12 protein-coding genes are annotated in these 12,350 nt (G+C 47.8%); 6 read left to right on the forward strand and 6 right to left on the reverse strand.

Going from position 1 to position 12,350, the window contains the following annotated elements; genetic code table 11:
• Positions 1–103 precede the first annotated feature (103 nt).
• Positions 104–1,315, forward strand: coding sequence for a nitric oxide synthase oxygenase (locus ACE3K2_RS19555; protein WP_421894312.1), 1,212 nt, complete (start codon positions 104–106; stop codon positions 1,313–1,315).
• A gap of 149 nt (positions 1,316–1,464) precedes the next feature.
• Positions 1,465–1,932, forward strand: coding sequence for an NUDIX hydrolase (locus tag ACE3K2_RS19560; RefSeq protein WP_421893878.1), 468 nt, complete (start codon positions 1,465–1,467; stop codon positions 1,930–1,932).
• Positions 1,933–2,241: 309 nt separating this feature from the next.
• On the opposite strand, the gene ACE3K2_RS19565 is transcribed toward ACE3K2_RS19560, so the two are convergent.
• On the reverse strand, positions 2,242–3,528 hold the full coding sequence (locus tag ACE3K2_RS19565; RefSeq protein ID WP_421893881.1) for an MFS transporter: 1,287 nt from the start codon (positions 3,526–3,528) through the stop codon (positions 2,242–2,244).
• Positions 3,529–3,783: 255 nt separating this feature from the next.
• Between ACE3K2_RS19565 and ACE3K2_RS19570 the strand changes: the two genes are divergently transcribed.
• Genes ACE3K2_RS19570 through ACE3K2_RS19585 form a run of 4 tightly spaced genes read left to right on the forward strand, consistent with a single transcriptional unit; the run spans position 3,784 to position 7,570 of the window.
• On the forward strand, positions 3,784–4,893 hold the full coding sequence (locus ACE3K2_RS19570; protein WP_421893884.1) for an ABC transporter ATP-binding protein: 1,110 nt from the start codon (positions 3,784–3,786) through the stop codon (positions 4,891–4,893).
• Complete coding sequence (locus tag ACE3K2_RS19575) at positions 4,883–5,716, forward strand: ABC transporter permease (RefSeq protein WP_017691799.1); 834 nt, start codon at positions 4,883–4,885, stop codon at positions 5,714–5,716. The genes ACE3K2_RS19570 and ACE3K2_RS19575 overlap by 11 nt, the downstream gene beginning before the upstream one ends.
• Entirely contained in the window at positions 5,691–6,500 is an 810-nt protein-coding gene (locus ACE3K2_RS19580) for an ABC transporter permease (protein WP_062836831.1), read from the forward strand. Before ACE3K2_RS19575 ends, ACE3K2_RS19580 begins: the two co-directional genes overlap by 26 nt.
• A complete protein-coding gene (locus ACE3K2_RS19585; RefSeq protein ID WP_339238439.1) occupies positions 6,497–7,570 on the forward strand; it encodes an ABC transporter substrate-binding protein in 1,074 nt (357 codons plus the stop codon). The genes ACE3K2_RS19580 and ACE3K2_RS19585 overlap by 4 nt, the downstream gene beginning before the upstream one ends.
• A gap of 381 nt (positions 7,571–7,951) precedes the next feature.
• Here ACE3K2_RS19585 and ACE3K2_RS19590 read toward each other — a convergent pair whose 3' ends face one another.
• From ACE3K2_RS19590 to ACE3K2_RS19610, 5 genes are all read right to left on the reverse strand, one after another.
• Positions 7,952–8,452: a hypothetical protein gene (locus ACE3K2_RS19590; RefSeq protein WP_421893890.1), complete on the reverse strand. Its 501-nt coding sequence runs from the start codon at positions 8,450–8,452 to the stop codon at positions 7,952–7,954.
• Between the two features lie 253 nt (positions 8,453–8,705).
• A complete protein-coding gene (locus ACE3K2_RS19595) occupies positions 8,706–9,707 on the reverse strand; it encodes a cation diffusion facilitator family transporter (RefSeq protein ID WP_421893894.1) in 1,002 nt (333 codons plus the stop codon).
• A gap of 143 nt (positions 9,708–9,850) precedes the next feature.
• Complete coding sequence (locus ACE3K2_RS19600; protein WP_421893897.1) at positions 9,851–10,447, reverse strand: SMI1/KNR4 family protein; 597 nt, start codon at positions 10,445–10,447, stop codon at positions 9,851–9,853.
• A 271-nt stretch (positions 10,448–10,718) separates the two neighbouring features.
• Positions 10,719–11,489: a DODA-type extradiol aromatic ring-opening family dioxygenase gene (locus tag ACE3K2_RS19605; protein ID WP_421893900.1), complete on the reverse strand. Its 771-nt coding sequence runs from the start codon at positions 11,487–11,489 to the stop codon at positions 10,719–10,721.
• Entirely contained in the window at positions 11,489–12,163 is a 675-nt protein-coding gene (locus tag ACE3K2_RS19610; protein ID WP_421893903.1) for an alpha/beta hydrolase, read from the reverse strand. Before ACE3K2_RS19610 ends, ACE3K2_RS19605 begins: the two co-directional genes overlap by 1 nt.
• Positions 12,164–12,350: the final 187 nt, after the last annotated feature.

Raw genomic sequence — 12,350 nt, forward strand, 5'->3', positions numbered from 1 at the left:
ACGATATGTAGAGTCCGTGAACAAACCGTCCGTTCGCTTACAAATCCAGTGCGCTTGCCGTATAATGATGGCATCCAAGATGTACAGAATGGTGGAATGAATGATGCGGTCAGACCTGGAACAATTGCAGGAAGAAGCTGAACGGTTTATATATACATGTTATGAAGAGCTGGGCCATTCGCGTGAAGAAGCGCAGGCCCGGCTTGTTGTCGTTATGGGGGAGATCGAGGTAACAGGTACCTATATGCATACCACAGAAGAATTGGAGCAAGGTTGCAAAATGGCCTGGCGGAACAGCAACCGCTGCATCGGTCGGCTGTTCTGGGATAAATTACGGATTGTGGATGCCCGTCATGCCGATACGGCAGGAATGGCAGCGGATGCTGTGTTGAATCATATTCATGTGGCATCCAACGGAGGCAAAGTGATCCCGATGATTACGATCCTTCCACCAGATGGACCGAATGGAGCTCCGGTACGTATCTGGAATCATCAGCTTATTCGTTATGCAGGATATGAGACAGAGCAAGGTATTATTGGAGATCCTGCTTCCGTGGAGTTGACCAAGGCTGCCATATCCCTTGGCTGGCAAGGAGCAGGTAGCTCTTATGATGTGTTACCGCTCATTATTCAGGCACAAGGACAAGCGCCAGAGTGGTATGTTATACCTGAAGAAGAGATTGTGGAAGTGATGATCGAGCATCCGGAGCAGAAGGAGATTGCTGAGCTGGGTATGCGCTGGTATGGTGTGCCGATGATCGCCGATATGCGTCTGGAGATTGGTGGAATATCCTACCCGGCAGCGCCGTTTAATGGTTGGTATATGGGTACCGAGATCGGTGCCCGTAATCTGGCGGACACGTTCCGGTATAACAAGCTGCCTGCGGTGGCGGCAGCATTTGGGTTGAATACGTCCAGTGAAACAACTTTGTGGAAGGACCGGGCATTGGTGGAGCTGAATGTCGCTGTGCTGCATTCGTTTAAGAAAGCAGGCGTGAGCATTGTGGATCACCACACGGCGGCAGCGCAATTTGCGATGTTTGAACAGCGGGAAGAGAAGGCTGGGCGTGAGCTGACCGGGGATTGGGTGTGGCTGATCCCGCCAGTGTCCCCGGCGACGACGCATATTTTTCACAGCTCCTATCGCAATGAGATTGTGAAGCCGAACTTTTTCCATCAGGATCAGGCGTATACGCCGAAAGATGGCGTGGCATCTGCCGTGGAGCCGCGAAGCAGCGAGCAGCAGAATGCACAGGTAGAGCATCCCCAGCCACAGGCCGGAGATGCACCAATGAAATGCCCGTTTGCACATTAAATTGTGCAGACGGGTTATTTTTTGTGATCCTTTTTTATCAAAGGGAGGGCTTTAAAATAGGAATAAACGAAGAATATTCTTTCTCTATATGGAAATATATAACATGACTATAATGAGGTTATGGCTCCACATAAGGGAGGGAACAATCCATGGGTTACATTGAAACGTTGCGAGGAATGGTTGGCAATGCTCCTGTTATTCTGGTGAGACCGAGTATATTGATCTTGAATAAGACGGGTGAGATTCTGTTGGTTCGACATCTGGATGACACTTGGGGAGTACCGGGTGGATTTATGGAGCTCGGCGAATCGGTGGAAGAGTCTGCAATACGAGAGGTCAGAGAAGAGATTGGGATAGAGATTAAGAAACTTCATCTGTATGGCGTCTTCTCAGGAAAAGAGTTATATACGAAATTAAGAAACGGGCATGAATACTATAATGTGGTCATTGGTTATATTTGCACGGAGTATGAGGGAGAACTAAAGCCAGATGGGGTTGAAGTTCTTGCAGCAAAGTTTTACAAACCAACCGAATTACCTGACAGGACTGACCCTTACTTAAAAAGCAAAATCCAAGAAAATGCAGTGCACATAGCAACATTATTGGAAAAAGGATAATCGAGAGGTGGCCGTCGAAATGGTTTGTCTCATGAGTTGCAGAGCTAACGAACCGAGCGCACCTTACCCGGCGAATTAATTGTGGAATTATAATTTAACGAACTTCAGTGGCGTTATAATGGCATTAACCTGCCTGAAACCGATGTAGGATGAACAAATCGAGGAAATAGCGTCTCTGTGATTCGTTACACTACAGCTCTGTGGAAATTGAAGCGAATGAGACTTGCATAGTTCGTTAGAAAATAATTATGTCAATTAAGAGATGTCCTCCATCATGTTCATGAATTGTGGGACATCTCCCTTTTGCATTTACACCCGTTTTGTCTTATACCGACTGCGCATTACACCCTGAACGGCAATGGCTGCCGCAATGAGCACCAGATTGAACACAAACACGGAGTATAGTGAGCCAACCTCCATCAGCAGGGCTGCAACCAGTGGAGATACGATGGAGCCGATCTCGGCCGCAGAGACAATTTTGCCTATAACGGAGCTTCGACTCTCGTCTGGTATGTGATCACCGATATGAGCAAAGAACGAGTCCATGTAACATGCACCGCCAACCCCGCCAATCAGCATGCCAACGTACACCCATAGATGGGAGGACGTGCTCAGAAATACAGCAACTTCGATTCCAATGAGGAACATACCGAGCATGCAAAGCAACAGACGATCGCCCATCCGATCAGAGAGATAACCGACAAAGGGAGCAGCGGCAAGCGTAGAAATCCCGGATATGGTGAAGGCGAGACTGGTTGCAAAGGGGTCCCAATGCATGATGTGAGCTGCATACAGTGCGAAGTAGGTGAGAAACACCGCATAAGCGCTCATCTCCAGAAAATGTACCGTACCGTAGCCGAGAAGCTGCTGACGCCAGGTAAGCCTTGTGGTTAGGCCAGAGGTCGCTGAAGGTAAAGGAGAGGTGTCATCCGTATGGAGCACCGAGCGTTTCGAGTTGTCCAGAGGTTCTGGCTTCACATCAGCCGAAGGTTTTTCTAATTGAGGATCGTTCAGCGGTTCCCCAGATTCATGATTAGCTCTAACTGGTGCCGTCGTCTTCATCCCCATCGCAGCGACCACAGCCATCAGACAACATAACGTAACAAGAAGAAAAGGAACCGACAAGGGCCAGTGCAGCGCGAGCCAGCCGCTGATGACCGGACCAAGCACCATTCCGCCGCCTTCACTGCTGCTGATATACCCATTGTACAGGCCGCGGTTGTCTACATTACCCCCATCCCCGATGATGGAACGCACGACCACGGTAAGCCCGGTGGAAGCCAACCCTTGCAGCAGCCGGAGCAGGCCGAACAACACCGCAGCAGTAGACACCGCAAAGCCACCCATACAGACAGCGAGCAGTAACAGCATGAGGATGAGCGCGCGTTTACCCCCGAGTTTCTTATAAATTGCCGCAGCAGGAACACCGCCAATCACTTTCCCCACATAGAAAAGCGCAAAAATAACCCCCATCATCCAGCCAGACAGGCCGAATTCCTCAATAAACAAAGGAAACAGGGGCAGGATCATGAATCCGCCCATCTGACTAAGGAAACAAATGGTCATCAGCAAAGGCAGGTTACGACGAATATCCAAGAGCCAAGACTCCTCTCACACATAAAATGGAATCCTAAACGTGCTTCATTCACTCCATATGGGTACGTATTATCTGCATTACCCGTAATGTATGCAGAATTTTATAAAATAAGAAGATATGACACGTGGCGTTTACATCAAAACCATTGCGGATATACCTGAATCATATATAATAGATGGGTTATCTATAAGGATGAATGAACAAAAGTGTACAGAATGAAGAGGTACCTCAAGTATAAGGGGGCGATGTGAGGCATGTCAGAACAACAACCGATTATCCGCTTCGAAGCGGTGACTCAGCAATACGATCAGGATGAAGCCGTATTGAAGGCAGTCAGCTTTGAGATTGAGCGGGGTAAATTTTATACGCTTCTTGGCCCATCGGGCTGCGGGAAAACAACGATATTGCGGCTGATTGCCGGTTTTGCGGAGCCGACACAGGGCAGTATTTATTTTAACGGTGCGCTTATCAACAAGGTGCCTGCCCACCAGCGGCAGGTGAATACCGTATTTCAGGATTATGCGTTATTTCCACATTTGAATGTATTTGAGAACGTAGCTTTTGGTTTGCGGATCAAAAAGATGAAAACGGCTGAAATTCGCAGCAAAGTGTTGGAAGCCCTCAAGTTCGTCAATCTGTCCGGTTATGAGAACCGTGAAATTGGTGAAATGTCTGGCGGACAACGGCAGCGTGTCGCGATTGCACGCGCAATTGTGAACGAACCCGAGATTCTGCTGCTGGACGAGCCTTTGTCAGCACTCGATCTGAAGCTGCGGACCGAAATGCAGTATGAATTACGGGAGCTACAACAGCGACTGGGCATCACGTTTATCTTTGTTACGCATGATCAGGAAGAGGCCTTGGCGATGTCGGATGAGATCTTTGTCCTGAATGGCGGCGTGATTCAACAGAGCGGTACACCGAATGATATCTATGATGAGCCAATTAACCGCTTTGTAGCAGACTTTATTGGGGAATCAAACATTGTATCGGGTAAAATGAAGCAGGACTTTGTGGTGGAATTCGCTGGCGCACAACACGAGTGTGTGGATCAGGGTCTCCAGCCGGACGAGCCGGTAGAGATTGTCATTCGTCCAGAGGATCTGGAGATTACAACCGAAGAACAAGGCAAGCTGAAGGTTAATGTGGACTCCCAGTTATTCCGCGGGGTGCATTACGAGATATCCACGTACGACGATGCGGGCAATGAGTGGCTTGTTCATTCAACGAAAAAAGCCGTTGTCGGCGCGCGGATTGGGCTCTATTTTGACCCGGAAGCTGTACACGTCATGCGCTTTAACGAGACCGAAGAAGAGTTCGACAAGCGACTTGAAGCTTATCAAGAGGCCGCTCATGCAGACTAAGGCCAGCACACGCAATGCGTATCTGATTCCATATGTATTATGGATGGTGTTGTTTGTTGTGGCGCCGGTTCTGCTGGTCATCTATTATTCATTCTTCGATGTGGAGGGTAACTTCACGTTTGGCAACTACGCCCGGTTCTTTACACCGGTGTACTTGCAGATGACGCTCAGTTCGTTCTGGTATGCATTTCTGATTACGGCGTTCTCGCTGCTGATCTCATATCCGACGGCGTATATGCTGACCCGGACGAAGCACAAGCAGCTGTGGTTGCTGCTAATCATTCTGCCAAGCTGGATCAATCTCCTGTTAAAAGCGTACGCCTTCATCGGGCTGTTTGGAACGTATGGTCTGACCAACTCCCTGCTTGAAGTGGTGGGTATTGGCACACAGCAGATTTTGTTCACCGACTTCAGTTTTATCTTTGTCTCGGTGTACATCTTCATTCCATTCATGATTCTGCCGATCTTTAATGCGCTGGAAGAGATGAATCCATCGTTGATCTACGCGGCGCGTGATCTGGGGGCTTCATCGTGGCTGACATTCCGCCGGGTGATCTTTCCGCTGACGATTAGCGGTGTGAAATCAGGCTGTCAGGCTGTATTTATTCCTGCGCTGTCCCTGTTCATGATTACCCGCCTCATTGCGGGAAACCGTGTGATTACGCTGGGAACAGCGATTGAACAGCATTTTCTCGTTACCCAGGACTGGGGGATGGGTTCAACGATTGCCGTCTTTTTGATTATTGCGATGGCGATTATTATGTTCCTGACCGGATCAGGCAAGAAGGAGGTGCGTAATGGGAAGAAACGGAAAGCTGTCTAACGTCTATCTGGCCGTTGTATTCGCCATTCTGTACGCACCGATTGCGTATCTGATCTTCTATTCCTTCAACAGCGGCGGTCACATGCGCAGCTTCGAAGGATTCACGCTTGAATGGTACAGAGAGGTGTTCGCCGATACACGGCTGCTCATCATTGTGCTGAATACATTTATCATTGCACTCCTGTCATCGGCGATCTCAACAATCCTTGGTGTAGCAGGAGCACTGGCGATCTACCATGTGCGTCGCAAACGGACCAAGAATACGCTGCTATCACTCAACAACGTGCTGATCGTGAGTCCCGATGTCATCATTGGTGCGTCATTCCTGATTCTGTTCACCATGATTGGCATCAAACTGGGCTTCACTTCGGTCCTGCTATCTCATATCGCATTCAGTGTACCTATTGTCGTGATCATGGTCCTGCCAAAGCTGCAGGAGATGAGCCCAACATTGATGGATGCGGCACGCGATCTGGGTGCAGGATCATGGCAGATTCTGACGCGTGTGGTGCTGCCATACGTGAAACCAGGTATTTTTGCCGGATTCTTCATGGCCTTGACGTACTCACTTGATGATTTTGCAGTAACATTTTTTGTCACGGGTAATGGATACTCCACACTCTCGGTAGAGATATACTCCAGAGCAAGGCAGGGCGTATCGTTGTCCATCAATGCGTTGTCTACCCTGTTATTCCTGCTCACGGTGCTGCTGGTGGTTGGATATTACTTCATTAATCGCCGTGCAACACGGATACCACCCGGAGGAAAGGGGCTGCGTCCATGAAGCAACTGGTACGGACATTTGCACTTGTTTTTGTGGCCGCGTTTGCCCTGATGATCCTGGCTTCGTATCTGAACAAGAGTCAGGGGTATTCTGGCGGCAACACGCTGACCATCTATAACTGGGGCGATTATATCGACCCCGATCTGCTCAAGGAGTTTGAGGACGAGACGGGCATTAAGGTCATCTATCAGACGTTTGATTCCAATGAAGCGATGCTGACCAAGATTGAGCAGGGCGGTACGACGTTTGATGTGGCGATTCCTTCTGAATATGCGATTAGCAAAATGAAAGAAGAAGACTTGCTCGTGCCACTCGATCATAGCAAATTAACCAACCTGGACAACATTGATCCGCGATTCATGGACTTGTCCTTTGATGAAGGCAACAAGTACTCCATTCCTTATTTCTGGGGCACGGTGGGGATTGTATACAATCCTGAACTGGTGGACGGGTTGACGTTTGATAGCTGGAATGACTTGTGGGACCCACGTCTGAAAAATCAAATCCTGCTCCTTGATGGCGCACGCGAAGTCATTGGCATGGGATTGAACAGTCTCGGGTATTCCCTGAACGATACCAACGAAGACCATCTGCAAGAAGCACTGAAGAAGCTGTCTACATTGACGCCGAACGTCAGAGCAATTGTGGGTGACGAGATCAAGATGCTGCTTGCGAACGAGGAAGCGGCAGTTGGACTTGTATGGTCCGGGGATGCGTCGGAGATTATGGATGAGAATGACAAACTGGATTACATGGTTCCGGAAGAAGGCTCGAACCTCTGGTTTGATAACATGGTTATTCCGAAGACGGCGACGAATATTGAAGGGGCACACCAGTTTATCAACTTCATGTTGGACCCCGACCATGCCGCTCGCAATGCGGAGTATGTCGGGTATTCCACACCGAACGCTGAGGCCCTTAAGCTGCTGCCAGAGGACATCTCCGAGGATGAACGTTTCTATCCAGACGAGACACTGACAGGCAAGCTGGAGGTCTACGATAATCTGGGCAAAAAAATGCTCTCGCATTATAACGACCTGTTCCTGGAGTTTAAAATGCACAGTAAATAAGAGGTAATAGCATCTGATAACGATTCACCGTGGCTTATTAAGTAGAGTCATTAGCGTGTGAACAGTTCGTTAGATTCTGAAAAAAAACAAAAAGGGTTGCAGCTCGTCATTTCACTTGAATGACAAGCTGCAACCCTTTTTTATATTACCTACTTCAGAGCAATAGCGCTTGAAGTGCCATATAAGATGAACATTAAAGATCAAACGTTAACGGAGCGGGCAGAAATAAGCTATAGAAGCGGAGCGTTCGCCTTTATCCCCGGATTTTCCCATTGTAAAAGGGAATCAAAAAAATCCGGGGATAACAGCGATCGAAAGATTATTCTGCACGCGGAGTGGCTCAGTGTGACCCCGCATCCTATTCATCTTATATAATTGCCACTACATGCGCTTTTTGCGACCCACCATGATCCATGCCCCACCCATAATCAGCACAATCGCCACGAACGGCTGGATAAAGCTCAAGCTGCTCAGCATCGTGCCAATCGACATTACGGCGAAGAACAACAGGGAGATAACCGTTAGAATGTTGATGGGGATCAGCAACCATTTGTTCCGACCACCGAACCAGTACAATTCAAACAAACCAACAGCTACAGCCAGAATGAAGCCCGGCCATATCGTACCCCAGTTGTTAAACAGCATGGCGATCTGGCAGACAACACCCACAGTGAGCAACAATCCTCCGGGAACCAGCAGTCCAACCCCTCTGCCAATCATGGAGAAGTACAGCCAGTGGAAGAACAGTCCAAGCGGAATTACGAATAACGTGGGCCAGAAGGTCGCAAAGATTGTACCCGGACCGAGTGAACCTCCCTGGTTCAGAATCAGGTACACGCCCAGCAAAATGAGAACAGGCGCAAGGATCGTACGTTTAGCCATAATATCTCTCCTTCTCAATACAAGATCAATTTCCGAACGGTTGTATGTAGAGCAATACTTACGTTACTCACAGCATACCATGAACTGGAAAAGTCTATCCTCCGTCTTTGGAGTTAAAATGAACCTAGACCAAAGTCTAGGTACGTAAATTTGAGAAACTATACTCCCTAGATGAGTGTACACTTGAACATACCAAAAACCCACTCTGTTGAAGAGTGGGTTCTGTCATTTTTTTTATCCAAAGCAAAGCTTGTTATTTCACCACATCGGAATGTTTCTTGCCCCAACTGTTCACGCCGTCATCCTCAATGATGGAGATGGCTGCGTCCGCGATGTCGGGGTTTGTCATCAACTTCTCCTGAATACGGAACTTGATGTCATCCGCATCAGCCAGGCTGAGTCCTTTGGTCAACTCAATGAGACCTTCCACATGATAATAACGGCCTTCCTGAATGATACGCATCATCTGAATGTCAGCAACGTGTGGGTCTGCCAGAATGGTTTGGGATACTTTGTCCTCAATATCCTGGGGAGCCGCTACTCCGATCAATCCGATCATATTATCATAACCGACACGGAAGGCTACAGCGATCATCAGACATCCGATAATCGTTGTCACAATGCCATCGAGCAATGCAAAATTGGTCAAGGCAATCACCACAACAGAGATCAATGCAAGCAGGGCACCAAGTACAGCGACAACATCTTCGTAGAATACGAGACGGGTTGGTGGCGCAGCACGGCCAACGTTTTTGATGGCAGCAGGGACCAAGGCAAATCCGGCGGCTTTGGGTGCGCGTGCTTCTTTTAGAATTTCCTTCATGGCTTTGATTAGAATCGCACCGTCGATGAGAATGTTCAAGACGAGCACACCGATGTTAATCCAGAGTCCCCCGGAATGACCGGCAGGATGTTGCAGCAGGTGAATCCCTTCATGAATGGTCTCATAGGCCATAATCGTCACAACAATCACGGCGATCATGCAGAAGATGTTAATGACCCGTCCGAATCCGGTTGGGAAGCGGCGTGTAGGTTTTTTCTCAGACAACACACTTCCGACAAAGACAAACCCTTGGTTAATGGCATCGGCCAATGAATGCATCGCTGAAGCAAACATGGCGCCACTGCCACTGAATAGGAAGGCTCCTCCTTTGCACACGGCAAGAATAGCATTACCTGCCATCGCTACGGCGGAAGATGTGTTTCCTTTTTTGACGAGAGACATAAAGCTCTCAGACTTCGGTTGTTCAGCCACTTCGGTTGTTCCTCCCAGATCAATGTATTAGGTGTAGAAAAGGCAGTTTATCTATATAGCATGTGCATTTCCACTAAATGTTATTATAACCGCTTTGACATATCCCAGCATTATGCAAAAAAGGTCATATCATCATATGGATCTTAGTATTCAATGGCCTCCAAGGCACGTAAGTTCCGATTGGACTGTTCCAAAAGCTCCGTAAACGTTCCAGCCACGTAATATACAAAATCCGGATCATGCACATACATGATAATCTGCCCAACTGTTCCTTGCTCTGTCGGATCAAAGTCGAACATCAGATACAAGGACCCGCCTCCAAGCTTGCCAAACGTAACCCATTTTTTCTGAAAAAGGTAAGGTTTGATTCGGGGATCAAGCTCACGGATCTCTTCTTCGGTAAAATAATCATCCATGCGGTTCTCCACCAGGGTGGACTGCTCCTTTTGAATCTTTTCCAGGGATAACAGGTAAAATGGTTCGGATTCCTGTCCATCCTCAAGGCTTGGATACAAGACGTGAAAGGCATAACCGCTCCCATTTTTACGTTTATAAAACGCACGAAAATCAGCAGGCAATCGAATACCTTGTTCACGCTCGAATGCGTCAAGCTGCTCATCCGTCACACCTTCAAACTCGCGATATGCGGTGAGCAGCTCCCGGTTTTCCTCATCCTGTACCTTCTCCTCCAGCAACATATCCAGTTCATCCATCAATTCATATATACGCTGTTCTGGCATCCAATTCCCCTCCGTATGAGCTATTCAGATAATATGGTGAGTGATATGCGAGTAAACTGTGCCTGATTTCACCTCATATTATAGTTATAATCCGGAAAAGCATACAAGAAACCGGAGTCCTTGCTTTACATACTACAATGGTCTCATTATTCAAAGACGGTTGTTGTCGCTCTTAACAACAAATAAAGCGTGAGTTACAGAGGCAATCCCTGTAACCCACGCTTATTATTTATCTACTATATAAATGAAACTAATCTTTTACTCGTCCTCTTTAATCAAACTTCCAACAGGACAAGCTCAGGTTGCCATACTGATAGGCTTTGAACAGCAGGGATGCCTGCTTATTCTGGTCTCCAGCGCCCATGGCGAGCAGTAGCGGTACAAAATGCTCCGGCGTAGGCACGGCGGCTTGCGCTGACGGTGCCAATTTATCATAGTAGAAGAGAGACTCTGTATCCCAACTCACCAGCTTGTCATGCAGCCAGTTATCGAACTCGGATGCCCACGGGTCAACGCCGTTACTTTCCCAGTTCAATCGACGCAGATTATGAACGGTCCCGCCGCTGCCAATAACGAGAATGTCCTGCTCACGCAAGGAAACGAGCGCTTGTCCGACCTGATATTGCTGCTCACCTGTCAGATAACGATTCACGGACAAGGCAACTACGGGAATATCCGCGTCTGGGTAAAGCAAGCGCAGAACAACCCAAGCCCCGTGATCCAGGCCACGAACATCATCCGTTTGTACCGGAATCCCGGCTTCTGCAAATAGGCGCTGCACCTCGGCTGTAGTCTCAGAATCCCCTTGAGTCGGGTACTTGATCTGATACAGTTCGGGCTGGAAACCGCCAAAATCATAAATGGTCTCATAGTTGGCTACAGAGGATACAAGTTGAGTTGTGGATTCCCAGTGAGCAGAGAACAATACGATTGCCTTGGGTTTTGGTAGTTCCTGTCCAAGTTTCTGCAAAAATTCGGTGTACACATTCTCCTCCAGTGCCAGTGATGGGGCACCGTGAGCAATAAACAGGGATGGCATCATTATGAATTCAGTCCTTTCGGGTCTTCGGAAGTCAGATTTGCATCTGTCCGAAGCCATTGTTGGAATTGTTGATATAGATCGGGGGTCACCTGATGCCCACCGTTGTATGGTACATATGTGACGTGATTGGTATGTTGACGGAAGAAATCGGCGTTTTCTTCGCCCAGTTGTAGCGGGAATAGATGATCCTGATCCCCATGGGAGATGAACACAGACAGCTCCGAATCGGGTTGCAGCTTGTACTCCTCTTTCACAAATTGTGGGATGTACCCACTCATGGCGACAATGCCTTTAATGCCATCTCCCATGATCAGTGATAGGGTCATCGCCATAATGGCACCTTGACTGAATCCGGCGATATAACGCCGCGTGGGATCAATCGCATATTTGGCGGACAGATCAACAATCAACTGTTGCAGCCCCAGCACGGAGGCATCATACAATTCACGGACGGGATTGCCAATGCTTTTAATCTGAAAATAAGCATAACCACTACCCTGAACGATAGGCCCACGGATGGCAACAATAATAAAATCAGACTGCAAGGGCTCCATTAATCGAAGCATATCCTGCTCATCTGATCCCATGCCATGTAAGGCAAAAATCACAGGATAACGTTGATTGACATTGTAATGGGACGGTAAACGGACTTCATGTATATAAGGAGAATGCATTGACAACACCACCTGATAAGGAAATGAGTTACAACTATCGTTTGGATAATAAAGTTCACCAATATGAAATAAATATTCTTATTTATGAACAAAATTTATCATGGTTTCATTGTAGGGTCAATACTTTTTTTGTATGATGAATATATGTTGTTTATAAGAAACCTTGAATGGTATTAAAAGAAGTGTC

Source organism: Paenibacillus sp. (genome assembly GCF_048976745.1).
Classification (GTDB): domain Bacteria; phylum Bacillota; class Bacilli; order Paenibacillales; family Paenibacillaceae; genus Paenibacillus.

What these genes read in the sequence shown, in the direction of transcription:
- ACE3K2_RS19555 (WP_421894312.1), top strand. Translation starts at nt 104, where the DNA reads ATGCGGTCAGACCTGGAACAATTGCAGGAAGAAGCTGAACGGTTTATA.
- ACE3K2_RS19560 (WP_421893878.1), top strand. Translation starts at nt 1,465, where the DNA reads ATGGGTTACATTGAAACGTTGCGAGGAATGGTTGGCAATGCTCCTGTT.
- ACE3K2_RS19570 (WP_421893884.1), top strand. Translation starts at nt 3,784, where the DNA reads ATGTCAGAACAACAACCGATTATCCGCTTCGAAGCGGTGACTCAGCAA.
- ACE3K2_RS19575 (WP_017691799.1), top strand. Translation starts at nt 4,883, where the DNA reads ATGCAGACTAAGGCCAGCACACGCAATGCGTATCTGATTCCATATGTA.
- ACE3K2_RS19580 (WP_062836831.1), top strand. Translation starts at nt 5,691, where the DNA reads ATGGGAAGAAACGGAAAGCTGTCTAACGTCTATCTGGCCGTTGTATTC.
- ACE3K2_RS19585 (WP_339238439.1), top strand. Translation starts at nt 6,497, where the DNA reads ATGAAGCAACTGGTACGGACATTTGCACTTGTTTTTGTGGCCGCGTTT.
- ACE3K2_RS19590 (WP_421893890.1), bottom strand. Translation starts at nt 8,452, where the DNA reads ATGGCTAAACGTACGATCCTTGCGCCTGTTCTCATTTTGCTGGGCGTG.
- ACE3K2_RS19600 (WP_421893897.1), bottom strand. Translation starts at nt 10,447, where the DNA reads ATGCCAGAACAGCGTATATATGAATTGATGGATGAACTGGATATGTTG.
- ACE3K2_RS19605 (WP_421893900.1), bottom strand. Translation starts at nt 11,489, where the DNA reads ATGATGCCATCCCTGTTTATTGCTCACGGTGCCCCATCACTGGCACTG.
- ACE3K2_RS19610 (WP_421893903.1), bottom strand. Translation starts at nt 12,163, where the DNA reads ATGCATTCTCCTTATATACATGAAGTCCGTTTACCGTCCCATTACAAT.